This is a genomic window from Citrobacter sp. Cpo089, assembly GCF_030332695.1.
Taxonomy (GTDB): domain Bacteria; phylum Pseudomonadota; class Gammaproteobacteria; order Enterobacterales; family Enterobacteriaceae; genus Citrobacter; species Citrobacter portucalensis.
On record NZ_JAOWHJ010000051.1, the window covers coordinates 1 to 24,324 of the forward strand.

23 protein-coding genes are annotated in these 24,324 nt (G+C 51.5%); 15 read left to right on the top strand and 8 right to left on the bottom strand.

Annotated elements, in window-relative coordinates:
* Positions 1 to 215 precede the first annotated feature (215 nt).
* Both OGX92_RS09415 and mdtD read left to right on the top strand, forming a co-directional pair.
* The gene (locus tag OGX92_RS09415; protein ID WP_003023753.1) at positions 216 to 920 is read left to right on the top strand and encodes a FadR/GntR family transcriptional regulator; all 705 of its coding nucleotides are present in this window, start codon (positions 216 to 218) and stop codon (positions 918 to 920) included.
* A 1-nt stretch (position 921) separates the two neighbouring features.
* Positions 922 to 2,349 (top strand): multidrug transporter subunit MdtD, encoded by a 1,428-nt coding sequence (gene mdtD, locus OGX92_RS09420; protein ID WP_003826995.1) that lies wholly within the window; start codon positions 922 to 924, stop codon positions 2,347 to 2,349.
* Here mdtD and rbsR read toward each other — a convergent pair.
* From rbsR to kup, 7 genes are all read right to left on the bottom strand, one after another.
* Positions 2,315 to 3,307, bottom strand: a complete 993-nt coding sequence (gene rbsR / locus OGX92_RS09425) for a ribose operon transcriptional repressor RbsR (RefSeq protein ID WP_003023757.1) — start codon at positions 3,305 to 3,307, stop codon at positions 2,315 to 2,317. The genes mdtD and rbsR overlap by 35 nt on opposite strands.
* Positions 3,308 to 3,310: 3 nt before the next feature.
* Entirely contained in the window at positions 3,311 to 4,240 is a 930-nt protein-coding gene (rbsK, locus tag OGX92_RS09430) for a ribokinase (protein WP_003826997.1), read from the bottom strand.
* Between the two features lie 141 nt (positions 4,241 to 4,381).
* Positions 4,382 to 5,272 (bottom strand): ribose ABC transporter substrate-binding protein RbsB, encoded by an 891-nt coding sequence (gene rbsB, locus OGX92_RS09435; RefSeq protein ID WP_003023760.1) that lies wholly within the window; start codon positions 5,270 to 5,272, stop codon positions 4,382 to 4,384.
* A 24-nt stretch (positions 5,273 to 5,296) separates the two neighbouring features.
* On the bottom strand, positions 5,297 to 6,262 hold the full coding sequence (gene rbsC / locus OGX92_RS09440) for a ribose ABC transporter permease (protein WP_003826999.1): 966 nt from the start codon (positions 6,260 to 6,262) through the stop codon (positions 5,297 to 5,299).
* A gap of 5 nt (positions 6,263 to 6,267) precedes the next feature.
* A complete protein-coding gene (gene rbsA / locus OGX92_RS09445; protein ID WP_003023764.1) occupies positions 6,268 to 7,773 on the bottom strand; it encodes a ribose ABC transporter ATP-binding protein RbsA in 1,506 nt (501 codons plus the stop codon).
* A gap of 7 nt (positions 7,774 to 7,780) precedes the next feature.
* Positions 7,781 to 8,200 carry a D-ribose pyranase gene (gene rbsD / locus OGX92_RS09450; RefSeq protein WP_148362643.1) on the bottom strand — a complete coding sequence of 140 codons (420 nt, stop codon included), beginning with the start codon at positions 8,198 to 8,200 and terminating at the stop codon, positions 7,781 to 7,783.
* A 192-nt stretch (positions 8,201 to 8,392) separates the two neighbouring features.
* Complete coding sequence (gene kup / locus OGX92_RS09455) at positions 8,393 to 10,261, bottom strand: low affinity potassium transporter Kup (RefSeq protein ID WP_003827003.1); 1,869 nt, start codon at positions 10,259 to 10,261, stop codon at positions 8,393 to 8,395.
* A gap of 329 nt (positions 10,262 to 10,590) precedes the next feature.
* Between kup and ravA the strand changes: the two genes are divergently transcribed.
* Positions 10,591 to 12,087, top strand: coding sequence for an ATPase RavA (gene ravA / locus OGX92_RS09460; protein ID WP_149335700.1), 1,497 nt, complete (start codon positions 10,591 to 10,593; stop codon positions 12,085 to 12,087).
* Positions 12,081 to 13,532, top strand: coding sequence for an ATPase RavA stimulator ViaA (gene viaA / locus OGX92_RS09465; protein ID WP_003827006.1), 1,452 nt, complete (start codon positions 12,081 to 12,083; stop codon positions 13,530 to 13,532). Before ravA ends, viaA begins: the two co-directional genes overlap by 7 nt.
* A 3-nt stretch (positions 13,533 to 13,535) precedes the next feature.
* On the opposite strand, the gene asnA is transcribed toward viaA, so the two are convergent.
* Entirely contained in the window at positions 13,536 to 14,528 is a 993-nt protein-coding gene (asnA, locus tag OGX92_RS09470) for an aspartate--ammonia ligase (RefSeq protein ID WP_003827009.1), read from the bottom strand.
* Between the two features lie 151 nt (positions 14,529 to 14,679).
* On the opposite strand from asnA, the gene asnC reads away from it, so the two are divergent.
* The 11 genes from asnC to atpG all read left to right on the top strand — a co-directional run bounded on the left by asnC (position 14,680) and on the right by atpG (position 24,314).
* On the top strand, positions 14,680 to 15,138 hold the full coding sequence (asnC, locus tag OGX92_RS09475; protein WP_003023780.1) for a transcriptional regulator AsnC: 459 nt from the start codon (positions 14,680 to 14,682) through the stop codon (positions 15,136 to 15,138).
* A gap of 88 nt (positions 15,139 to 15,226) precedes the next feature.
* Complete coding sequence (gene mioC / locus OGX92_RS09480) at positions 15,227 to 15,676, top strand: FMN-binding protein MioC (protein WP_003827013.1); 450 nt, start codon at positions 15,227 to 15,229, stop codon at positions 15,674 to 15,676.
* A 372-nt stretch (positions 15,677 to 16,048) separates the two neighbouring features.
* On the top strand, positions 16,049 to 17,938 hold the full coding sequence (gene mnmG / locus OGX92_RS09485; RefSeq protein WP_003827014.1) for a tRNA uridine-5-carboxymethylaminomethyl(34) synthesis enzyme MnmG: 1,890 nt from the start codon (positions 16,049 to 16,051) through the stop codon (positions 17,936 to 17,938).
* A 102-nt stretch (positions 17,939 to 18,040) separates the two neighbouring features.
* A complete protein-coding gene (gene rsmG / locus OGX92_RS09490) occupies positions 18,041 to 18,664 on the top strand; it encodes a 16S rRNA (guanine(527)-N(7))-methyltransferase RsmG (protein ID WP_003827017.1) in 624 nt (207 codons plus the stop codon).
* A 614-nt stretch (positions 18,665 to 19,278) separates the two neighbouring features.
* The gene (gene atpI, locus OGX92_RS09495; RefSeq protein WP_003827019.1) at positions 19,279 to 19,659 is read left to right on the top strand and encodes a F0F1 ATP synthase subunit I; all 381 of its coding nucleotides are present in this window, start codon (positions 19,279 to 19,281) and stop codon (positions 19,657 to 19,659) included.
* Between the two features lie 7 nt (positions 19,660 to 19,666).
* Positions 19,667 to 20,482, top strand: a complete 816-nt coding sequence (gene atpB, locus OGX92_RS09500; protein ID WP_003023792.1) for a F0F1 ATP synthase subunit A — start codon at positions 19,667 to 19,669, stop codon at positions 20,480 to 20,482.
* A gap of 46 nt (positions 20,483 to 20,528) precedes the next feature.
* Entirely contained in the window at positions 20,529 to 20,768 is a 240-nt protein-coding gene (gene atpE, locus OGX92_RS09505; protein WP_003023794.1) for a F0F1 ATP synthase subunit C, read from the top strand.
* Positions 20,769 to 20,827: 59 nt separating this feature from the next.
* The gene (gene atpF, locus OGX92_RS09510; protein WP_003827022.1) at positions 20,828 to 21,298 is read left to right on the top strand and encodes a F0F1 ATP synthase subunit B; all 471 of its coding nucleotides are present in this window, start codon (positions 20,828 to 20,830) and stop codon (positions 21,296 to 21,298) included.
* Positions 21,299 to 21,312: 14 nt separating this feature from the next.
* Positions 21,313 to 21,846 (top strand): F0F1 ATP synthase subunit delta, encoded by a 534-nt coding sequence (atpH, locus tag OGX92_RS09515; protein ID WP_003827024.1) that lies wholly within the window; start codon positions 21,313 to 21,315, stop codon positions 21,844 to 21,846.
* Between the two features lie 12 nt (positions 21,847 to 21,858).
* Positions 21,859 to 23,400 (top strand): F0F1 ATP synthase subunit alpha, encoded by a 1,542-nt coding sequence (gene atpA, locus OGX92_RS09520; protein ID WP_003827026.1) that lies wholly within the window; start codon positions 21,859 to 21,861, stop codon positions 23,398 to 23,400.
* A gap of 50 nt (positions 23,401 to 23,450) precedes the next feature.
* Positions 23,451 to 24,314 (top strand): F0F1 ATP synthase subunit gamma, encoded by an 864-nt coding sequence (gene atpG, locus OGX92_RS09525; RefSeq protein ID WP_003023804.1) that lies wholly within the window; start codon positions 23,451 to 23,453, stop codon positions 24,312 to 24,314.
* The last annotated feature ends 10 nt before the right edge of the window (positions 24,315 to 24,324 follow it).

Below are 24,324 nucleotides of genomic sequence, written 5' to 3' on the forward strand. Positions count from 1 at the left end.
GCTTGTAATCCGTTGTTCCGTGTCAGTGGAGGCGCATTATAGGGAGTTATTTCAGGCTGACAAGGGGAAATTTAAAATAACTTTCCGAGTGCGTGTTTTTTCACCAAAACAACCATTAACATGCCATAAAATAAGCAAATTGCCGTTTTTGCAGCCGCAATCACACTTCCAGGTGGCATACTAATGAATAAGAAAAAGAGTAAGGAAGAACATTCATGCCGTTAAATGCCCAACAGCTAGCCGCACAGAAAAACTTGTCCTACGTTCTGGCCGAAAAGCTGGCTCAGCGAATATTAAAAGGTGAATACGCGCCGGGTGCGATATTGCCTGGCGAAATAGAGCTGGGCGATCAGTTTGGCGTGAGTCGCACCGCGGTAAGAGAAGCAGTAAAAACATTAACGGCAAAAGGTATGGTATTACCGCGCCCACGTATTGGTACACGCGTCATGCCGCAAGCAAACTGGAACTTCCTTGACCAGGAGCTGCTCACCTGGTGGATGACAGAAGATAATTTCCCGCAGGTCATTAAACATTTTCTGGTGATGCGTATCAGCCTGGAGCCTCAGGCGTGCTTACTGGCAGCGACCATAGGTACGGCTGAACAGAAAGCGCACCTCAACACGCTGATGGAAGAGATGGTCGAGCTGAAAAGAAACTTCAGACGCGAACGCTGGATTGAGGTTGATATCGCCTGGCATGAGCACATCTATGAAATGAGTGCGAATCCGTTCCTTATTTCCTTTGCATCTCTGTTCCATTCGGTTTACCAGACCTACTTTACCTCTATTACCTATAACGATGTGGTGAAACTGGATTTGCACCAGGCCATTGTCGACGCAATAGATGATAACGATGGCGATCGTGCCTTTGCTGCCTGTCAGGCATTGCTGATAGCACCGAACGTGCTACCGGATAAATAATATGTCAGAAAAGAAATCACGCAGTATGGCCGGGCTACCGTGGATAGCAGCCATGGCCTTTTTTATGCAGGCACTAGACGCCACGATCCTCAATACCGCCCTACCCGCAATAGCACATAGTCTTAACCGCTCTCCACTCGCCATGCAGTCGGCTATTATCAGCTATACCCTGACTGTCGCGATGCTGATCCCGGTAAGTGGTTGGCTGGCAGACCGATTTGGTACCCGACGCGTCTTTATGATTGCCGTTAGCCTGTTTACATTGGGATCGCTGGCCTGTGCGCTGTCCAGCTCCCTAAGCGAACTGGTGATTTTCCGTGTCATTCAGGGAATCGGTGGCGCCATGATGATGCCCGTTGCCCGTCTGGCGTTATTGCGTGCTTACCCCCGCAGCGAACTGCTTCCCGTGCTTAACTTCGTCACCATGCCAGGACTTGTGGGGCCGATTTTAGGTCCGGTATTGGGCGGTGTACTGGTTACATGGGCCAGTTGGCACTGGATCTTCCTGATTAATATTCCAATTGGCATTGCCGGTATCTTCTATGCCCGCAAATATATGCCGAACTTCACCACGCCACGCCGCGGTTTTGATATGACCGGTTTCTTTCTGTTTGGTTTGAGCCTGGTGTTGTTTTCCAGCGGCGTTGAATTGTTCGGTGAGAAGCTTGTCGAGACCTGGGTCGCACTCGGTATTATTCTTGCCAGTGTGTTGTTACTACTCGCCTATATTCGCCATGCGCGTCGCCACCCAACGCCGCTGATATCGCTTCCGATATTTAAGACTCGGACCTTTTCTGTTGGGATCGCCGGAAACCTCGCCACTCGCCTGGGCACAGGCTGCGTGCCCTTCTTAATGCCGCTGATGTTGCAGGTAGGATTTGGATATCCGGCTCTGATAGCCGGCTGCATGATGGCGCCAACAGCGTTAGGTTCAATTCTGGCAAAATCCATGGTGACGCAGGTTCTGCGCAAACTCGGCTACAGGACCACATTGGTGGGTGTTACGGTATTTATCGGCCTGATGATTGCGCAGTTCGCTTTGCAATCTCCTGCCATGCCGGTCTGGATGCTAATCCTGCCGTTGTTCATTTTAGGTATGGCGATGTCCACCCAGTTTACTTCAATGAATACCATCACTCTGGCGGATCTGACCGATGAAAACGCCAGCAGCGGCAACAGCGTATTGGCCGTTACTCAGCAGTTATCAATCAGTTTAGGGGTTGCCATCAGCGCCGCCGTTCTGCGTATCTATGAAGGTATGGAAGGAACCAATACGGTCGAGCAGTTCCACTACACCTTTATGACGATGGGCGCTATCACGGTAATATCCGCGCTGATGTTCATGCTGCTAAAAGCCAAAGATGGACGTAACCTGATCAAAGATCGGCACAAACCTAAACCGACCCCCGCTCCATCAGAACAGGAGTAAGCTGCAAACGCTGTTGCTGTAATGCGGGCTGCGCCATCCGGTGAATTAATACATCGATGGCCAGTTCGCCCAATTCATCTTTTGGTTGGTGGATGGTTGTCAGGGGCGGCGTCATATAACGCGCCAGCTCGATATCATCGTAACCCACCACAGCCATATCCTGCGGAATGCGCAATCCTGACTGGTACAGAGCCTGATACGCGCCAACTGCCATTGCATCATTGCCTGTAAAAACGGCCTGCGGTCGCTGTTTATGCGACAGCAACGTTTGCATAGCTTCAAAGCCGCCGCCGAATTCAAAGTCACCGGTAATCTCGTAGCCTTCCGGAACAGGCAACCCCGCCCGCTTCATTGCTGCCCGATATCCTTCCAGACGCAAACGCGCCGGGGTTTTATCCAGCGGCCCGGTGATGCAGGCAATGCGCGTAAAACCTTTTTCGATAAGATGTTGCGTGGCTAAATCCCCGCCCAGCAAGGAATTATCCTGAATCAGATCGCTTTCACCATCAAAAGGCGACCAGTCCATCATCACGGTCGGTATAGAAGGATAACGCTGCATTATCTCTCTGGAAGGCTGATGTGTTTCGGTGCAGAGCAGCAACAAGCCGTCCACACGTTTTTGCATCAGAGTTTCCAGATTACGGTTCATGCGCTGTTCATCGCCTTCGGTATTGCACAGCACCAGACTGTAGCCACGCTCAAAACAGCTACGTTCAACGCCGCGCACTAGTTCAGAATAGAAGGGATTGGTACTGGCAGTGATTAACATGCCAATCGTGCGGGTCTGGTTTAACTTGAGGCTACGCGCCAGCGCTGAGGGCGCGTAGTTCAGCGCTTTAATTGCAGCTTCTACTTTGTCAGTGACGGACTCACTGACAAAGCGATCTTTATTAATGACGTGAGAAACCGTCGACGTGGAAACACCCGCCAGGCGGGCGACGTCCTTCATTGTAGCCAAGCGTTACCTCTGTTGACTTAAAAACGCTTCTATTTCTTCGCGCCACGGAACGGAAGGCTGTGCGCCTTTACGGGTAACCGCTATCGCCGCAGCGGCATGCGCAAAACGGATCGCTTCAGGCAGCGGAGTCTCTTCCAGCAACGCTGTAATTAACGCGCCATTAAAGGTGTCTCCAGCGGCAATAGTATCAACGGCTTCCACTTTAAAACCGGGCACACGCTGACCTTCGCCATTAACGCTGGCCCACACACCGCGACTACCTAAAGTAATCAGTACAGTATGGATACCTTTAGCGTGCAATGCCTGCGCCGCTTTGGCCGCGTCTTCATCATTTTCGACCCGGATCCCCGTCAGCTTTTCAGCCTCGGTTTCATTCGGGGTAATAATATCCACCAGCGCCAGCAGTTCATCAGAAAGTTCACGTGCCGGTGCCGGGTTCAGGGCGACCATGGTCTTATTTTGATGTGCAATCTTTGCTGCAGTCAGTACGCTTTCGATCGGCGATTCTAACTGCATAAGTAAGGCGGACGCCTGAGCAATACGCTCATGCTGCGCTTCCACCAGCGCTGGCGAAAGAGCTGCGTTCGCTCCGGCATGAATGCCGATAACGTTCTCACCTTCACCATTCACAAAAATCAACGCCACACCGGTCGATTCCCCCGAAATTACGCTAATCGGCGCGATATCGATGTTATCTTTGGCTAACTGTTTACGCACACTTTCACCAATATCATCATCGCCCGTACAGGCAATGAATGCGATATTCGCGCCACTACGACCCGCAGCAACAGCCTGATTCGCGCCTTTACCGCCAAATGCGACCTGATAATGGCTACCAGTTACGGTTTCACCAGGTGTAGGGAAAGAGTTAAGGTTAAGGATGTGATCGGCATTGATACTGCCAAGAACAACGAGGTTGCCTGCGGTTTTCATATTTGGTGTTCCAAGTCAAAGTGCGCCACCGGGTTAGGGTGGCGCGTGCCCTGCTTTTCTTTTTACGCTTTCATCCCCAAAATCAGATACGGGGATGGCGTATTTATGTCTCCATCAGGCCGCGAGTGACCTGAATCGGTATTACTGCTTGATGACCAGCTTCAGGTCAACCGGATATTTAGCCTGAACCTTCTCGCCTTTCAGGACTTTATCCGCAGTCTCAACGCCTTTCGCGCCGATCTGATCCGGCAACTGAGCAATAGTCGCAGCCAGTTTGCCATCATTTACTGCTTTTTCGCCATCTGGAGTGCCGTCAAATCCAACCACCATCACATCAGATTTACCCGCGGTTTGCAGTGCGCGCAGCGCACCCAGCGCCATTTCATCGTTCTGGGCAAATACGGCCTGCACATCAGGATGCGCGGTCAGCAGGTTCTGCATGACGTTCAGACCTTTGGTGCGGTCGAAGTCTGCCGGCTGGCTGGCCAGTACGTTAAATTTGTGTGCCGCAACGGCCTGCTGGAAACCTTCACCACGCTCACGCGCCGCTGAAGTTCCGGCAATCCCCTGCAGTTCGATAACTTTCGCGCCTTCACCGGCTTTCTTCGCGATGTAATCACCCGCAATTTTGCCACCCAACACGTTATCAGACGCAATGTGGCTTACCACTTCGCCTTTGGAGGCAACACGGTCAAGGGTAATAACCGGAATTTTTGCCTGGTTAGCCATCTTCACAGCATTACCAACGGCATCAGAGTCAGTCGGGTTGATCAGCAGAATTTTAGTTCCACGAACCGTTAAGTCCTGAACGTTAGCCAGCTCTTTCGCCGGGTTATTCTGCGAGTCCAGAATCACCAGGTTGTAACCCAGCTTATCCGCCTCTTTTTGCGCCCCATCCTTCAGAGAAACAAAGAACGGGTTGTTGAGGGTGGAGACCACCAGCGCAATGGTATCTTTCGCCATCGCATTCGCGCTCACGGTGGCGCTCAGCGCAACAGCAGAAACCAGGGTAGCCAGTTTTTTCATGTTCATATTTAAGATGTCCTGTAATCGTTGTTACTGCTTTTTGTTGTCTACCAGTACCGCCAGCAAAATCACCACCGCTTTGACGATCATCTGGTAATAGGAGGATACACCTAACAAATTCAAACCATTATTGAGGAAACCAAGAATCAATGCGCCGATCAGCGTCCCAACAATACGTCCTTTACCACCCGCCAGGCTGGTACCGCCTAACACCACCGCTGCGATCGCATCCAGCTCATAGCCAGTACCTGCTGTTGGTTGCGCAGAGGAGAGGCGCGCGACTTCAATGATGCCCGCCAGCGATGCCAGCAGACCGCACAGTGAGTAAACAATAATTTTGATTTTACTGACGCTGATACCAGACAAACGCGTTGCCGCTTCGTTACCGCCCAGCGCGTAGATATAACGGCCCAGACGAGTGTGGTGCAGCATGTACCACGCCGCGAGGAAGACAATCCCCATGATCCACACTGGCGTAGGGATGCCTAACGGACGACCAATACCAAACCAGCCAAACAGATCGGCATTGTCAGTAAATCCGGTATTAACCGGACTGCCGTTGGTGTACACCATGGTCACGCCGCGCAGCAGCAGCATCATCACCAGCGTTGCAATAAACGCCTGCACCCGACCTTTCGCAACAATCACCCCGGTGACTGCACCAATGGCAGCGCCGAGCGCCAGGGCTGCAGCAACAGCCACCAGCGCATTGACCTCAATCCCTACAATTGAAGCCGCAACCGCGCCGGTAAGCGCCAGCAAGGAACCGACGGACAGATCGATACCTGACGTCAGGATAACCAGCGTCATGCCAACGGCCATGATAGCGTTCACCGACGTTTGCTGGAGAATGTTGAACAGGTTATTAACGGTAAAAAAGTTAGGGCTCATGGTGGAAACAATCGCGATCAGCACTAACAGAGCGATGAGCGACTTTTGCTCCAGAAGCCATGCTTTAGTGAAATAACGGCGACCAGAAACAGCCTGGGTAGTCATCTTTTTTACTCCTGATTCACGCGATTAAGCTTGCCCACAGCGGCAGCCATTAATACTTCCTGAGTGGCCTGCTCGCGAGTGAACTCACCGCCGAGATGCCCTTCATGCATAACGATAATTCGATCGCTCATGCCCAATACTTCTGGCATCTCAGAGGAGACCAGAATGATGCTCAGCCCGTCAGCCTTAAACTGGTTGATAAGCTGATAGATTTCTTTCTTGGCTCCAACGTCAACGCCGCGCGTTGGTTCATCAAGGATCAGCACTTTTGGCCGCGTCATCAGACCGCGCGCAATCGCCACTTTCTGCTGGTTACCACCGGACAGCAGGCCGATAGCCTGTTCCATTGATGGTGTTTTAACATTGAACAGACGAATAAAATCACCCACCGCCTGCTGCTCATCTTTATGTTTAAGGCTTCCACCGGCGCGGCTGAAATAACGCAGCGCGGTCAGTGACATGTTCTCTTTCACCGACATGCCCAGCACTAAACCATCGCGTTTACGGTCTTCAGAAATATAGACGATGCCGTTTGCCAACCCATCCTGCGGCGAACGGGTAACCACTTCATGGCCATCAAGCGTGACGTAACCGCTGGTGCGCGGCAATGCGCCGTACAACACTTTCATCAGTTCGGTTCGTCCGGCCCCCATCAGCCCGGATACGCCAAGGATCTCGCCTTTACGCAGCGTGAACGAAACATCGTTTACGCCAGGGCCACACAGGTTATCGACCTTCAGGCGAATATCACCCGGCGCTTTTTCCAGGCGCGGGTACTGATCTTCCAGTTTACGTCCCACCATCATTTCAATCAGCGAGTCTTCAGTCAGCGAGGCGACTTCACGCTCGGCAATAAACTGCCCGTCGCGGAAGACGGTTACGTCGTCGCAAATCTCGAAGATCTCTTTCATACGGTGAGAAATATAGACAATGCCGCGTCCCTGGGATTTCAGTTCGCGGATGACGCGGAACAGGGATTCGGTTTCGGTATCGGTGAGGGCATCCGTCGGTTCATCCATAATGATGACTTTCGATTCAAAGCTCAGCACTTTGGCAATTTCGACCATCTGCTGATCGCCAATCGATAGCTCACCAACCAGTCTGTCGCTTTTAAAGCGCAGATTCAGTTTGGCGAGCAGCAGATCGGCTTCGGCGTACATCTTCTTCCAGTCAATTTTGCCAAAGCGATTCACAAACTCACGGCCAAGAAAAATGTTCTCGGCGATAGTGAGTTGCGGGATCAGGTTCAGCTCCTGGTGGATGATACCGATACCAGCTTCCTGAGAGGATTTTGGGCCGTTAAAGGTGGTCTCTTTCCCCAGCCACAATAAAGAACCGGCATCACGGGTATAGATCCCGGTCAGCACTTTCATCATGGTAGATTTGCCCGCGCCATTTTCGCCCACCAGCGCCATTACGCGGCCAGGGTAGACATTCAACGCGGCGCCGGATAGCGCTTTTACGCCCGGGAACGCTTTATCGATCCCTTTAAGTTGCAGTAATGCGTTCATGATGGCCTCAGAACGTGACGCCAGCACAGAGAATGATATTCGCATACGGAGAACATTCTCCGCTGCGAATTACCGCCTGACTGTCTGCGGTTTGTTTTTTGAATTGTTCATGCGTGGTGTAACGAATTTCTATGGTGTTTCCCTGGTGTTGTTGCAGTTGCTCAATGTGGCTGAGCAACGTTTCGTGGAGTTGCGGATTATGTTGTTTAATTTCCGACGCGAGAATGGCCGCCTCGACCTGCATTTCACGTGTGACCACATCCAGTACCTGCATAAAAGAAGGTATGCCCTGGGTTAATGCCATATCAATACGCGTTGTGCTGTTCGGGATGGGTAAACCTGCATCACACACCACCAGCGTATCGGTATGCCCCAGACGGGAGATCACCGTTGAAATTTCAGAGTTGAGTACAGTGCCTTTCTTCATTTTCTTTCCCCACTAGCGAAACGTTTCGCTGGAGATAAGTGTAGTGCGAAGAGTGGACAGAAAACCACCGCGACGTTACGAAAATGTGATCGCCATCGAAACGTTTCGCAAGGATTATCATTCGATGAAATGAAAACTGAGAGGGGCAAAACAAAACGCCCCCTTTCGCGATGAAAGAGGGCGTCGATGAGATTAAATCTCTACCTGAGTACCAAGCTCAATAACCCGGTTCGGTGGGATTTCAAACTGGTCCGGCGCGCGCAGCGCGTTGCGCTGTAGCAGCAGATACAGCTTGCCGCGCAGACGCAGGTACCATGGCCGCTTGCCAACAATCAACGACTCATGCGACATGAAGAAGGACGTTTCCATCATCCGACAACTTAAGCCTTCCAGACCGCAGCGATGGAACACTTCCTCCACGTTCGGCGTTTCGCGCCAACCGTAGCTGGCCACCACGCGCCAGAAGGTGGGCGATAACTGCTCAATCTGCACTCTACGCACGTTGTGAACATAGGGCGCATCTTCCGTGCGCAGCGTCAGCAGAATAACGCGCTCATGCAGCACCTTGTTATGCTTGAGGTTATGCAGAAGTGCAAACGGGATGACGTTCAGTGCGCGGGACATATACACCGCCGTTCCCGGCACGCGTACCGGTGGCGATTTCTCCAGAGAAGCAATCATCGCCTCCAGAGAGTTACCGTGCTCATGCATGCGACGCAGCAGACGGAAGCGTTCGCTTTTCCAGGTGGTCATGATGGTGAACATCACCAGACCCAGCGTCAGAGGCAGCCAACCGCCGGAAATAAGCTTATCGAGGTTCGCGGAGAACAGCGGAACATCGACGCACAAGAACGCCACCAGGATCAGGAAGACGAAGTATTTATTCCAGTGCCAGTTTTTGCGCGCCACGGTGGTCGACAGAATTGAAGTCAGTACCATCGTCCCCGTTACCGCAATCCCATACGCAGCAGCAAGGTTACTGGAGTGTTCAAAGCTCACTATCACGATAACTACCGCAAAATAGAGCATCCAGTTAACGAAAGGAATGTAAATCTGGCCCGATTCCATTTCCGAGGTATGGATGATACGCATCGGCGATAAATACCCCAGACGTACGGCCTGACGCGTCAGCGAGAAGACGCCGGAGATAACCGCCTGAGAGGCGATGACCGTTGCCAGCGCGGCGAGGATCAACAATGGAATTAATGCCCAGTCCGGCGCCAGCAGGAAAAACGGGTTTTTGATCGCTTCGGGATGCTTTAACAGCAACGCGCCCTGCCCAAAATAGTTCAGCACCAGTGAAGGCAATACCACGGAAAACCATGCCAGACGAATCGGCAATTTACCGAAGTGGCCCATATCCGCATACAGCGCTTCAACACCGGTAATCGACAGCACCACCGCACCCAGCGCGATAAAGGACAGCGTTTTAAATTCGAGGAAGAAATGCACCGCCCAATACGGATTGAGCGCCTGCAGTACTTCCGGATTGCCAATAATACTGCGCACGCCTAATACCGCGAGCGTCAGGAACCATAGCAGCATAATCGGCGCAAACAGCTTACCGACCATACCGGTACCGTGTTTTTGAATCAAAAACAGCAGGGTCAGCACAATTATTGAGAGCGGAACAATCCAGGTATCCAGTTGCGGGGCAACTATCTCTAGACCTTCAATCGCAGACATCACCGAAATGGCTGGCGTAATCACCACTTCACCATAAAAGAAGCTGCCGCCTATCAATCCCATAATGACCAGCATGGAGGTTGTTCGCGCCGAGGTATTGCGCCCGGCCAATGACATCAGCGTCAGGATCCCGCCTTCTCCGGCGTTATCTGCGCGCATGACAAACGTCAGGTATTTAATGGAGACAACAAAGATCAGCAGCCAGAAAATCAGCGAGAGAAAACCAAATACGGCATCACGTTCAACGCCAAAACCAAACTGGCCGGACAAACATTCACGAAGCGTATAAAGTGGGCTGGTACCAATATCACCGTAGACAACCCCAATGGCCGCAAGGGTAATCGCAGACAATGATTGTTTATTATCAGTGCTCATAGACTCGTCTTTCGTTTATACACATCATCTTTCAAGCCACTCCGTGTGGGCTGCATTCGTTATTCCCCCCATCCCAGAAGAAAACTCCATTGCCGCCTTGGTGCAGCTTGATTGATTTGGTGTATATATAAGAAATGTGTGCGTCGTCCCTTGGCCCACAAAAAGGCGCACAGTATGCACGATTAATCACAAAATCGTACCCCTAAATGAGACCAGATTAATCTGGCTCAAAGAAAAATAAGCGCACCTTCAGTCTATTACTGCAATGGTGTGAAGCATCTATACTCGCAGTTTATGCAGTACATTTGGCGAAAGGACGCCACTTCATTATGGCTCACCCACATTTATTAGCGGAAAGAATTTCCCGTCTGAGCAATGCGCTGGAAAAGGGACTTTATGAACGTAGCCACGCCATTCGTCTGTGTCTGCTGGCAGCACTCAGCGGCGAGAGCGTTTTCTTATTAGGCCCCCCGGGGATCGCAAAAAGCTTAATTGCCCGCCGACTGAAGTTTGCCTTCCAAAACGCACGCGCTTTTGAATACCTGATGACGCGCTTCTCTACGCCCGAAGAGGTGTTTGGTCCGCTGTCCATTCAGGCGTTAAAAGACGAAGGTCGCTATGAACGCTTAACGGCGGGCTATCTTCCTGAAGCTGAAATCGTTTTTCTCGATGAAATCTGGAAAGCAGGCCCGGCAATTCTTAACACCCTGTTGACCGCCATTAACGAACGTCATTTCCGTAACGGCGCGTATGAAGAAAAAATTCCGATGCGTCTGCTGGTGGCTGCTTCCAACGAACTGCCTGAAGCCGACAGCAGCCTGGAAGCGCTGTACGACCGTATGCTGATTCGTCTGTGGCTGGATAAAGTTCAGGACAAGGCCAATTTCCGCTCCATGCTGTTAAGTCAGCAGGATGAAAGCGACAATCCGGTCCCGGCATCATTGCAGGTGACGGATGAAGAGTATCACCAGTGGCAAAAAGACATTAGTGCGATCAAGCTTCCCGATCGCGTGTTTGAGCTCATTTTCACGCTGCGCCAGCAGTTGGACGTGTTACCGAATGCACCTTATGTGTCCGATCGTCGCTGGAAAAAAGCGATCCGCTTACTCCAGGCCAGTGCTTTCTTTAGCGGACGCGATGCGGTAGTACCTATCGACCTGATCCTGCTGAAAGATTGCCTGTGGTACGACGCACAAAGCCTGAATCTGATGCAACAACAGCTTGAAATATTGATGACCGGACACGCCTGGCAACAGCAAGCCATGCTGACGCGCCTGGGCAGCATTGTGCAGCGCCGCATTCAGCTCCAGCAGCAGCAAAGCGACAAAACGGCGTTCACGGTGATCCGCCAGGGCGGAATGTTCAGCCGTCGTCCTCATTATGATTTACCGCCAGAAGCCTCGTCTTCTGTCGTGACATTACTGCTGCAAAAGCCTTTAAAACTGCATGATATGGAGGTTATCCATATAGCTTTCGAACGTGGCGCACTGGAACTGTGGCTAACAAAAGGCGGTGAGATCCGCGGAAAACTAAACGGAATAGGCTTTGCCCAAACGCTGAATATGGAAGTCGATAGCGCACAGCATCTGGTTGTGCGCGATGTCAGTTTACAAGGTTCTCGCCTGGCGCTGCCGGGTGCTTCGCAAGAGAGTATGCCCGCAGAGATAAAACAGGAGCTTGAGGTGCTCGATAACGAGTGGCATCAGCAGCACAGCGCATTCAGCGAACAGCAAAAATGCCTGTTTATTCATAGCGACTGGTTAGGCCGCATTGAGGCCAGCCTGCAGGATGTCGGGGCGCAAATCCGCCAGGCGCAACAATGCTGACCCTTGATACGCTCAACATCATGCTGGCAGTCAGCGAAGAGGCGATGATCGAAGAGATGATCGTCGCCCTGCTGGCTTCCCCAAAGATGGTGGTATTTTTTAAAAAATTTCCTCGCCTTAAAAAAGCGATCACTGACGACATTCCCCGCTGGCGTGAATCATTGCGTAGCCGCCTCAAAGATACCCATGTACCGCCGGAGCTGATGGAGGAGGTTATGTGCTATCAACAAAGCCAGCTCCTCTCTCATGCGCAGTTTATCGTTCAGCTACCGCAAATATTATCGCTATTGCACCGCCTCCATTCGCCGTGGGCCGGGCAAGCGCAGCAACTGGTCAATGACAACAGCACCTTTACGCCCGCCCTACATACGCTTTTTCTCCAGCGCTGGCGCCTGAGCCTGGTGGTGCAAACCACAACGCTGAATCAGCAACTGCTGGAAGAAGAGCGCGAGCATTTGCTCAGTGAAGTACAAGAACGGATGACCCTCAGCGGGCAACTGGAACCTGTACTGGCAGAAAATGACAACGCAGCAGGCCGGTTGTGGGATATGAGCGCGGGCCAAATCAAGCGCGGTGATTATCAGTTGATGGTGAAATACGGCGAATTTCTGACGCAACAACCCGAACTCCAGCGCCTGGCCGAACAGTTAGGTCGTTCCAGAGAGGCGAAATCCGTGCCGCGTAAAGATGCGCCAATGGAAACCTTCCGTACGCTGGTGCGCGAACCTGCAACCGTCCCGGAGCAGGTGGATGGCATCCAGCAAAGTGACGATATCCTGCGCCTGCTACCGCCAGAGCTGGCCACGCTGGGCATTACCGAACTGGAATACGAGTTCTACCGACGGCTGGTGGAAAAGCAACTGCTCACCTACCGCCTGCACGGCGAAGCATGGCGTGAGAAAGTAACGGAACGTCCGGTGGTGCATCAGGATTTTGACGAGCAGCCGCGCGGGCCTTTTATCGTCTGCGTTGATACCTCGGGATCGATGGGCGGATTTAATGAGCAGTGTGCGAAAGCCTTTTGCCTGGCGCTAATGCGCGTTGCCCTTGCCGATAACCGGCGCTGTTTCATTATGCTGTTTTCAACAGAAGTGGTGCGCTATGAGCTTTCCGGTCCGGAGGGCATCGAGCAGGCGATCCGCTTTTTAAGTCAGCGCTTTCGTGGCGGCACTGATATTGCCAGCTGTTTTCGCGCCATAATTGAGCGCATGCAGGGTCGGGAATGGTTTGATGCCGATGCGGTGGTTATCTCAGATTTTATCGCTCAGCGATTGCCCGATGAAGTAGTCAGCAAAGTGGGAGAATTACAGCGGGTGCACCAGCACCGTTTTCATGCGGTAGCGATGTCAGCACATGGCAAACCCGGCATCATGCGCATTTTCGATCATATCTGGCGCTTTGATACCGGGATGCGAAGCCGCCTGCTCAGACGCTGGCGGCGTTAATTGTTACAGCAGAGAAGCGACGCTTTCACGAACCTGGGCCGGCCATACGCCACACTGAACCTGACCAATGTGCGGTAATTGCAGCAACAGCATGGTCAGACGCGACTGCCCAATGCCGCCACCAATTGTCTGCGGCATTTCACCGCGCAGCAGCGCCTGGTGCCACTCCAGACTCAGGCGATCTTCATCACCGGTCAGAGACAGCTGGTGTTTCAGGGCGTCAGCATCCACACGGATCCCCATAGAAGACAGCTCAAACGCATCTTCCAGAACCGGGTTCCAGACCAGAATATCACCGTTCAGACCGGCATGACCCAGCTCGGACGCTGAACTCCAGTCATCATAATCCGGCGCACGTACGTCATGACGGTGACCGTCGCTGAGCTTGCCGCCGATCCCCACCAGGAATACCGCACCCAGCTCTTTAGCGATCGCACGTTCACGACCTTTTGCATCAAGATCCGGATAACGAGATAACAGCTCCTGGCTATGAACAAAGTGGATCTGCTCTGGCAGGAACGGTGCCAGACCAAACTCTTTGCTAACCGCAGCTTCGGTGGCCTTAATTCCCGCCCAGATAGCCTCTACCGTGCTTTTCAGAGTGGAGAATTGACGCTCACCGTCGCCCATCACGCGCTCCCAGTCCCACTGGTCAACGTACACTGAGTGCAGCGGGGAGAGGCGATCTTCATCGGGACGCAGGGCTTTCATGTGCGTGTACAGCCCCTCGCCTGCGCTAAAGTCGTGTTGTCCTAACGTTTGACGCTTCCACTTCGCCAGTGAATGAACCACTTCGAATTGAGCGTCTGGCAATGCTTTAACCTTCACCTGCACCGCTTTTTCACAGCCCGACAAGTTATCCTGCGTGCCATCTCCAACGCGGCTGAGGATCGGCGCCTGAACTTCGATCAGGCCTAAACGCTCTTCCAGCTGGCGAGAAAAATGAGATTTTACGAAGCTAATTTGACGTTGTTTGGCAATGTAAGCGGTTTTCATTATGTGTACTCCTGTGTCCTGTTGCCTATGATTAAGCAACAGAATGGAGGTAATATTCAATAATCAACAAACAAAAAGCCGACTTCGGTTTTGATTCGTTAAAAATTACGTCTAAAATAGAGGGAATCATTAATCTACATAAGAAAAACCTATGGAAAATTATCAGATCGACAATCTGGACCGCGGCATTCTTGACGCCTTAATGGAAAATGCTCGTACCGCCTACGCAGAATTAGCCAAACAGTTCGGCGTCAGCCCAGGAACAATTCACGTTCGCGTAGAAAAGATGAAGCAGGCAGGGATTATTACCGGCGCGCGGATTGATGTCAGTCCCAAACAATTGGGTTATGACGTCGGCTGCTTTATCGGCATCATCCTGAAAAGTGCGAAAGACTATCCGTCAGCGCTGGCCAGACTGGAAAGCCTCGATGAAGTGACCGAAGCGTATTACACCACCGGGCACTACAGCATCTTTATTAAGGTGATGTGCAAGTCGATCGACGCATTGCAGCAGGTACTTATCAACAAGATCCAAACAATTGACGAAATTCAGTCCACTGAAACCCTGATCGTCCTGCAAAACCCGATCATGCGTACCATCAAGCCATGATCGTTTTTTTTAATCCCCTATTTTTCCACAGGTAGATCCCAGCTCGCTCACAGCGTACAATACGCCCTCTTTATAAAGGTGGGCAATCATGGCAGACATCACTCTTATCAGCGGTAGTACGCTTGGCAGTGCGGAATATGTAGCAGAGCATCTGGCTGAAAAGCTGGACGACGCCGGTTTTTCCAGCGAAATACTGCATGGGCCAATGCTTGAAGAGGTTCCGACTGACGGGATCTGGCTGATTATCAGCTCCACGCACGGTGCGGGAGATATTCCTGACAACCTACAGCCTTTATATGATGCGTTACGCGAGCAAAAGCCGGACCTGTCACAAGTGCGCTTTGGTGCAATCGGGATAGGCAGTCGTGAATATGACACCTTTTGCGGCGCTATCGACAAGCTGGAAGCCGAATTGAAGGCCTGTGGGGCAAAACAGATCGGCGAAACACTCAGGATCAACGTACTGGAACATGAAATTCCGGAAGATCCGGCTGAAATTTGGCTGGGATCGTGGCATCCGTTGCTCAGAGATTTGTAAAGATCGTACTTTTTTATGTGGATAACTCTGGTTAAAAGCTTGGATCAACCGGTAGTTATCCCAAGAACAACCGTTGTTCAGTTTTTGAGTTGTGTATAACCCTTCATTCTGATCCCAGCTTATACGGACCAGGATCACCGATCATTCACAGCTAATGATCCTCAGCAACCTGTTGATCTTACTTAAAGGATCGTCCTTATCCACAGAAAGGTGCGATCCTAATAAGAGATCACAATAAAACAGATCTCTAAATAAAAAGATCTTCTTTTTAATACCCAGGATCCCAGGTCTTTCTCCATCGACTAAAGTTGAGTAGAATCCACGGCCCGGGCTTCAATCCATTTTCACACCGCGTTATGCGAGGCAATTACCATGTTTTATCAGGATCCTTTTGACGTCATCATCATTGGCGGGGGTCATGCAGGCACCGAGGCCGCAATGGCCGCGGCGCGAATGGGTCAACAGACTCTGCTTTTGACACACAATATCGACACTCTGGGGCAGATGAGCTGCAACCCGGCGATCGGCGGTATTGGGAAGGGACACCTGGTAAAAGAAGTGGATGCGCTTGGTGGGTTGATGGCAAAAGCGATCGACCACGCGGGTATCCAGTTTAGGATACTAAACGCAAGCAAAGGGCCAGCCGTTCGCGCTACCCGAGCTCAGGCCGATCGTGTGCTCTATCGCCAGGCGGTACGCACTGCGCTGGAGAATCAACCCAACCTGATGATCTTCCAGCAGGCGGTTGAAGATCTGATTGTCGAAAACGATCGCGTTGTGGGTGCAGTAACCCAAATGGGACTAAAGTTCCGTGCCAAAGCGGTCGTATTAACCGTGGGGACTTTCCTCGACGGCAAAATTCATATTGGTCTGGATAACTACAGCGGTGGCCGCGCTGGCGATCCGCCGTCCATCCCGCTGTCACGCCGTCTGCGTGAACTGCCGCTGCGCGTCAGCCGCCTGAAAACCGGTACACCGCCGCGTATCGATGCGCGCACGATTGATTTCAGCGTGCTCGGCCAGCAAAACAGCGATAACCCGATGCCGGTCTTCTCATTCTTGGGCGATGCTTCTCAACATCCGCGCCAGATGCCGTGTTACATCACGCATACCAATGAGAAAACCCATGACGTGATCCGCAATAACCTCGATCGTAGCCCAATGTACGCTGGCGTGATCGAAGGTATCGGCCCACGCTACTGCCCGTCGATCGAAGATAAAGTGATGCGCTTTGCCGATCGTAACCAGCATCAGATCTTCCTCGAACCGGAAGGGCTGACCTCTAACGAAATTTACCCGAATGGCATCTCCACCAGCCTGCCGTTCGATGTGCAGATGCAAATTGTCCGCTCCATGCAGGGGATGGAAAATGCCAGAATCGTCCGCCCTGGCTACGCGATTGAGTATGATTTCTTCGATCCGCGTGATCTAAAACCTACTCTGGAAAGCAAATTCATCCAGGGTCTGTTCTTTGCGGGCCAGATTAACGGTACAACTGGTTATGAAGAAGCCGCCGCACAAGGCATGCTGGCTGGTCTGAACGCCGCGCGTTTGTCTGCTGAAAAAGAGGGGTGGGCACCGCGTCGCGATCAGGCTTATCTTGGCGTGCTGGTGGACGACCTGTGTACGCTGGGTACCAAAGAACCGTACCGTATGTTCACATCTCGCGCTGAATACCGTTTGATGCTGCGTGAAGATAACGCCGACCTGCGTCTGACCGAAATTGGTCGTGAACTGGGTCTGGTGGACGATGAGCGCTGGGCTCGCTTCAACGAGAAACTGGAGCGTATCGAACAGGAACGCCAACGTCTTAAATCAACCTGGGTGAATCCGTTAGCGGAGTCCGCAGCAGAAGTGAATGCTCACCTGGCTACACCTCTGTCACGTGAAGCGAGCGGTGAAGATCTGCTGCGTCGCCCGGATATGACCTATGCTCAGTTGACCTCTTTATCTGCGTTCGCACCCGCGCTTGATGATGCTCAGGCCGCAGAACAGGTTGAGATTCAGGTGAAATACGAAGGGTATATTGCCCGTCAGCTGGAAGAAATTGAAAGACAACAACGCAATGAAAACACCCTGTTGCCTGCAACGCTGGATTATCGCCAGGTTTCTGGCTTGTCGAATGAAGTTATCGCTAAGCTGAACGATCACAAACCCGTCTCGATCGGTCAGGCATCGCGTATTTCCGGCATAACGCCTGCCGCCATCTCCATTCTGCTGGTATGGCTGAAAAAACAAGGTATGCTGCGCCGCAGCGCTTGATAACACTATTTTGGCGGGGGCGCTTCGCTTGCCCGCCGTACGAATTTGTAGGCCCGATAAGCGAAAGCGCATCGGGCATTTGATTATTAACAGGTAACGACCGTGCTCAACAAACTCTCTCGTCTGCTGGCTGATGCCGGTATTTCTCTTACCGATCACCAGAAAAATCAGCTGATTGCGTATGTCGATATGCTGCACAAATGGAACAAAGCGTACAACCTGACGTCGGTGCGGGATCCCAACGAAATGCTGGTACGCCATATTCTGGACAGCATTGTCGTTGCACCGTATCTGAAGGGTGAGCGTTTTATCGATGTAGGTACGGGACCGGGCCTGCCGGGAATTCCGCTTTCTATCGTGCGCCCAGAAGCGCATTTCACACTGCTCGATAGCCTGGGAAAACGTGTTCGTTTCTTGCGTCAGGTGCAGCATGAGCTTGCGCTTACTAACATCACTCCAGTGCAAAGCCGTGTTGAAGAATTTCCTTCAGAACCGCCGTTTGATGGGGTGATTAGCCGTGCTTTCGCTTCACTCAATGATATGGTTAGCTGGTGTCACCATTTGCCGGGCCAGAATGGGCGTTTTTATGCGCTAAAAGGGCAGTTGCCTGCAGATGAAATTGATTCGCTGCCAGCAGAATTCAGCGTTGAGTCCGTCGAAAAATTACGCGTTCCGCAGTTGGATGGTGAACGTCATTTGGTGGTTATTAAGCCAAACAAAATTTAATTTTTATCAAAAAAAATAGAGAAAAAACGGCTTTTCAGGTGTTAAAAGTCATAGGTAATAGTGTGGTTAAATGTCGTTACATTTCACTAGTGCCTTACGGTTTTGCATCATAACTATAACGTACCGTTTTTTGTTAAAAGCGAAACAAGTCAGCTGTGAAAATATCAGTCTGCTAAAAATAGAACGTAAGAATCACCGTTCGTGTTAATTTTTTATTATAAATGTCAATGAGCGGTTTTTTTGTTGTTAGGCGTTGTTTTTGAAATAGTGGCTATTTTTACGCTTAAATATCAAAAAGATGAAAAGGCATCAATTGCCACGTAAATAAATTATGCGAAGGTGAATATGTTCAATATGTGATCTGGTGCACGCTTTGACGCCAGTGTTTTCGCGGTATTTGCAGTTTTGCATGATCGTTCACAGTTTGCCTAAAAGTAATAAATGTGGGGCAGCGAAAAATATTTAAACATTTATTCACTTTTTAGCTACTTATTGTTTGAAATCACGAAGGCGCACCGTATAATTTGTCCGCTTTTTGATGCTTGACTCTAAGCCATAAAGAACGTTTTATACGACACGCGGCATACCTCGAAGGGAGCAGGAGTAAAAACGTGATGTCTATGTCGCTCTTGAGTCGAAACGTTGCTCGTAAGCTTTTGCTCACACAGCTTCTGGTTGTAATAGCAAGTGGATTGCTGTTTAGCCTCAAAGACCCTTTCTGGGGCATCTCCGCGTTGTGTGGAGGATTGGCAGTGTTACTGCCTAATGTGTTGTTTATGATATTTGCCTGGCGTCACCAGGTACATACACCAGCGAAGGGCCGAGTAGCCTGGTCGTTCGCTTTCGGCGAAGCCTTCAAGGTATTAGCGATGCTGGTGTTGTTGGTGGTGGCGTTGGCTGTTTTGAAAGCGGTATTCATGCCGCTGATCGTTACGTGGGTTTTGGTGCTGGTGGTTCAGATACTGGCGCCGGCTGTAATTAACAACAAAGGGTAAAGGCATCATGGCTTCAGAAAATATGACGCCGCAGGATTACATAGGACACCATCTGAATAACCTTCAGTTGGACCTACGTACATTCTCGCTGGTGGATCCGCACAACCCCCCAGCCACCTTCTGGACGCTCAATATTGACTCCATTTTCTTCTCGGTGGTTCTGGGTCTGTTGTTCCTGCTTATGTTCCGTAGCGTAGCCAAAAAGGCGACCAGCGGCGTACCAGGTAAATTTCAGACCGCGATTGAGCTGGTAATCGGCTTTGTGCATGGTAGCGTGAAAGACATGTACCATGGCAAAAGCAAGCTGATTGCTCCGCTGGCCCTGACGATTTTCGTCTGGGTATTCCTGATGAACTTGATGGATTTGCTGCCTATCGACCTGCTGCCGTACATCGGTGAGCATATCTTTGGCCTACCGGCTCTGCGTGTGGTTCCGTCTGCTGACGTGAACATCACTCTGTCGATGGCGCTGGGCGTATTTATCCTCATTCTGTTCTACAGCATCAAAATGAAAGGCATCGGTGGCTTCGCGAAAGAGTTGACGCTGCAGCCGTTCAATCACTGGGCGTTCATCCCTGTCAACTTAATCCTTGAAGGGGTAAGCCTGCTGTCCAAACCAATCTCTCTTGGTCTGCGACTGTTCGGCAACATGTATGCCGGTGAGCTGATTTTCATTCTGATTGCTGGTCTGTTGCCGTGGTGGTCACAGTGGATCCTGAATGTGCCTTGGGCCATTTTCCACATACTGATTATCACGCTGCAAGCCTTCATATTTATGGTTCTGACGATTGTCTATCTGTCGATGGCATCTGAAGAGCATTAATTTACCAACACTACTACGTTTTAACTGAAACAAACTGGAGACTGTCATGGAAAACCTGAATATGGATCTGCTGTACATTGCTGCCGCTGTGATGATGGGTCTGGCGGCAATCGGTGCTGCGATCGGTATCGGCATCCTCGGGGGTAAATTCCTGGAAGGCGCAGCGCGTCAACCGGATCTGATTCCTCTGCTGCGTACTCAGTTCTTTATCGTTATGGGTCTGGTGGATGCAATCCCAATGATCGCTGTAGGTCTGGGTCTGTACGTGATGTTTGCTGTCGCGTAGTAAGCGTTGCTTGAATTAAGAGCAATATCAGAACGTTAACTAGATAGAGGCATTGTGCTGTGAATCTTAACGCAACAATCCTCGGCCAGGCCATCGCGTTTGTCCTGTTCGTTCTGTTCTGCATGAAGTACGTATGGCCGCCTTTAATGGCTGCCATCGAAAAACGTCAAAAAGAAATTGCTGACGGCCTTGCTTCTGCAGAACGAGCACATAAGGATCTTGACCTTGCAAAGGCCAGCGCGACCGACCAGCTGAAAAAAGCGAAGGCGGAAGCTCAGGTAATCATCGAGCAGGCGAACAAACGCCGTGCTCAGATCCTGGACGAAGCTAAAACTGAAGCAGAGCAGGAACGTACTAAAATCGTGGCACAGGCGCAGGCGGAAATTGACGCCGAGCGTAAACGTGCTCGCGAAGAGCTGCGTAAGCAAGTTGCTATCCTGGCTGTTGCTGGCGCCGAGAAGATCATCGAACGTTCCGTGGATGAAGCTGCTAATAGCGACATCGTGGACAAACTTGTCGCTGAACTGTAAGGAGGGAGGGGCTGATGTCTGAATTTATTACGGTAGCTCGCCCCTACGCCAAAGCAGCTTTTGACTTTGCCGTTGAGCACCAAAGCATTGACCGTTGGCAGGATATGTTGACGTTCGCCGCTGAGGTGACAAAAAACGAACAAATGGCAGAGCTTCTCTCTGGCGCGCTGGCGCCGGAAACGCTCGCTGAGTCGTTTATCGCCGTGTGCGGTGAGCAGCTGGACGAAAGCGGCCAAAACCTGATTAGGGTTATGGCTGAAAATAACCGTCTGAATGCGCTCCCGGATGTTCTTGAGCAGTTTATTCACCTGCGTGCAGCCAGTGAGGCTATCTCTGAGGTAGAAGTCACTTCTGCCAATGCACTGAGTGATGAACAGCTTACGAAGATTAGTGCTGCGATGGAAAAACGTCTGTCACGCAAAGTTAAGCTGAATTGCAAAATCGATAAGTCTGTAATGGCAGGCGTAATCATCCGAGCGGGTGATATGGTCATTGATGGCAGCGTACGCGGCCGTCTTGAGCGCCTTGCAGACGTCTTGCAGTCTTAAGGGGACTGGAGCATGCAACTGAATTCCACCGAAATCAGCGAACTGATCAAGCAGCGCATTGCTCAGTTCAGTGTTGTGAGCGAAGCTCATAACGAAGGTACTATTGTTTCTGTAAGTGACGGTGTTATCCGCATTCACGGCCTGGCCGATTGTATGCAGGGTGAGATGATTTCCCTGCCGGGTAACCGTTACGCTATCGCACTGAACCTGGAGCGCGACTCCGTAGGTGCAGTAGTGATGGGTCCATACGCTGACCTCGCCGAAGGCATGAAGGTTAAGTGTACGGGTCGTATTCTGGAAGTTCCGGTTGGCCGTGGCCTGCTGGGTCGTGTGGTGAACACACTGGGTTCCCCGATTGACGGTAAAGGTCCGGTTGATAACGATGGCTTCTCGCCAATCGAAGTTATCGCACCAGGCGTAATCGAACGTCAGTCCGTCGACCAGCCAGTACAGACCGGTTATAAATCTGTTGATGCCATGATCCCAATCGGTCGTGGCCAGCGTGAGCTGATCATCGGTGACCGTCAGACAGGTAAAACTGCGATGGCAATCGATGCCATCATCAACCAGCGTGATTCCGGCATCAAATGTGTGTACGTGGCTATCGGCCAGAAAGCGTCCACCATTTCTAACGTGGTTCGTAAACTGGAAGAACACGGCGCACTGTCCAACACCATCGTTGTTGTGGCGACCGCGTCTGAATCTGCTGCACTGCAATACCTGGCACCATATGCCGGTTGCGCAATGGGCGAATACTTCCGTGACCGCGGTGAAGATGCACTGATCGTTTACGATGACCTGTCTAAACAGGCTGTTGCTTACCGTCAGGTTTCCCTGCTGCTGCGTCGTCCACCAGGACGCGAAGCATTCCCGGGCGACGTATTTTACCTCCACTCCCGTCTGCTGGAACGCGCATCCCGCGTAAACGCGGAATACGTTGAGAAGTTCACCAATGGTGAAGTTAAAGGTAAAACCGGCTCCCTGACCGCTCTGCCGATTATCGAAACCCAGGCGGGTGACGTTTCTGCGTTCGTTCCGACCAACGTAATTTCCATTACCGATGGTCAGATCTTCCTGGAAACCAACCTGTTTAACTCCGGTATTCGTCCGGCAGTTAACCCGGGTATCTCCGTATCTCGTGTTGGTGGTGCAGCGCAGACCAAGATCATCAAGAAACTGTCCGGTGGTATTCGTACCGCTCTGGCACAGTATCGTGAACTGGCTGCGTTTTCTCAGTTCGCTTCCGACCTGGATGAAGCTACTCGTAAGCAGCTGAGCCATGGTCAGAAAGTAACTGAACTGCTGAAGCAGAAACAGTATGCGCCAATGTCTGTTGCACAGCAGGGTGTGGTGCTGTTTGCGGCTGAACGCGGTTACCTCGAAGATGTGGAACTGGCGAAAATCGGTAGCTTCGAAGCCGCTCTGCTGGCTTACGTTGACCGTGACCACGCTCCGCTGATGCAAGAGATCAACCAGTCCGGTGGCTATAACGATGAAATCGAAGGCAAGCTGAAAGCTATCCTCGATTCCTTCAAGGCAACCCAGTCCTGGTAACGTCTGGCGGTCTGCTTTAGGGCGGACCGCAAGGCATTGAGGAGAAGCTCATGGCCGGCGCAAAAGAGATACGTAGTAAGATCGCAAGCGTCCAGAACACGCAGAAGATCACTAAAGCGATGGAGATGGTCGCCGCTTCCAAAATGCGTAAATCGCAGGATCGCATGGCGGCCAGCCGTCCTTATGCAGAGACCATGCGCAAAGTGATTGGTCACCTTGCGAATGGTAATCTGGAATATAAGCACCCTTACCTGGAAGAACGCGACGTTAAACGCGTGGGCTACCTGGTGGTGTCGACCGACCGTGGTCTGTGCGGTGGCTTGAACATTAACCTGTTCAAAAAGCTGCTGGCGGATATGAAAACATGGTCCGATAAAGGCGTTCAGTGCGATATCGCAATGATCGGCTCTAAGGGCGTGTCTTTCTTTAACTCCGTTGGTGGTAACGTGATCGCTCAGGTAACCGGTATGGGGGATAACCCTTCCCTGTCCGAACTGATCGGTCCGGTTAAAGTGATGCTGCAAGCCTACGATGAAGGTCGTCTGGACAGACTGTACGTTGTCAGCAACAAATTTATTAACACCATGTCTCAGACGCCAACCATCACCCAACTGCTGCCTCTGCCGGCATCAGATGATGATGAATTGAAGCGTAAATCCTGGGATTACCTGTATGAACCAGACCCGAAAGCGCTGCTGGATACCCTGCTGCGTCGTTATGTCGAGTCTCAGGTTTATCAGGGCGTGGTAGAAAACCTGGCCAGCGAGCAGGCCGCACGTATGGTGGCGATGAAAGCCGCGACCGACAATGGCGGCAGCCTGATTAAAGAGCTGCAGTTGGTATACAACAAAGCTCGTCAGGCCAGCATTACTCAGGAACTCACCGAAATCGTCGGTGGTGCATCCGCGGTATAACCAGGTTAAT

Coding starts and splice junctions, on each gene's coding strand:
- OGX92_RS09415 (WP_003023753.1), top strand. CDS start 216: ATGCCGTTAAATGCCCAACAGCTAGCCGCACAGAAAAACTTGTCCTAC.
- mdtD (WP_003826995.1), top strand. CDS start 922: ATGTCAGAAAAGAAATCACGCAGTATGGCCGGGCTACCGTGGATAGCA.
- rbsK (WP_003826997.1), bottom strand. CDS start 4,240: ATGAAAACCGCAGGCAACCTCGTTGTTCTTGGCAGTATCAATGCCGAT.
- rbsB (WP_003023760.1), bottom strand. CDS start 5,272: ATGAACATGAAAAAACTGGCTACCCTGGTTTCTGCTGTTGCGCTGAGC.
- rbsC (WP_003826999.1), bottom strand. CDS start 6,262: ATGACTACCCAGGCTGTTTCTGGTCGCCGTTATTTCACTAAAGCATGG.
- rbsA (WP_003023764.1), bottom strand. CDS start 7,773: ATGAACGCATTACTGCAACTTAAAGGGATCGATAAAGCGTTCCCGGGC.
- rbsD (WP_148362643.1), bottom strand. CDS start 8,200: ATGAAGAAAGGCACTGTACTCAACTCTGAAATTTCAACGGTGATCTCC.
- kup (WP_003827003.1), bottom strand. CDS start 10,261: ATGAGCACTGATAATAAACAATCATTGTCTGCGATTACCCTTGCGGCC.
- ravA (WP_149335700.1), top strand. CDS start 10,591: ATGGCTCACCCACATTTATTAGCGGAAAGAATTTCCCGTCTGAGCAAT.
- viaA (WP_003827006.1), top strand. CDS start 12,081: ATGCTGACCCTTGATACGCTCAACATCATGCTGGCAGTCAGCGAAGAG.
- asnA (WP_003827009.1), bottom strand. CDS start 14,528: ATGAAAACCGCTTACATTGCCAAACAACGTCAAATTAGCTTCGTAAAA.
- asnC (WP_003023780.1), top strand. CDS start 14,680: ATGGAAAATTATCAGATCGACAATCTGGACCGCGGCATTCTTGACGCC.
- mioC (WP_003827013.1), top strand. CDS start 15,227: ATGGCAGACATCACTCTTATCAGCGGTAGTACGCTTGGCAGTGCGGAA.
- mnmG (WP_003827014.1), top strand. CDS start 16,049: ATGTTTTATCAGGATCCTTTTGACGTCATCATCATTGGCGGGGGTCAT.
- atpI (WP_003827019.1), top strand. CDS start 19,279: ATGTCTATGTCGCTCTTGAGTCGAAACGTTGCTCGTAAGCTTTTGCTC.
- atpB (WP_003023792.1), top strand. CDS start 19,667: ATGGCTTCAGAAAATATGACGCCGCAGGATTACATAGGACACCATCTG.
- atpE (WP_003023794.1), top strand. CDS start 20,529: ATGGAAAACCTGAATATGGATCTGCTGTACATTGCTGCCGCTGTGATG.
- atpH (WP_003827024.1), top strand. CDS start 21,313: ATGTCTGAATTTATTACGGTAGCTCGCCCCTACGCCAAAGCAGCTTTT.
- atpA (WP_003827026.1), top strand. CDS start 21,859: ATGCAACTGAATTCCACCGAAATCAGCGAACTGATCAAGCAGCGCATT.
- atpG (WP_003023804.1), top strand. CDS start 23,451: ATGGCCGGCGCAAAAGAGATACGTAGTAAGATCGCAAGCGTCCAGAAC.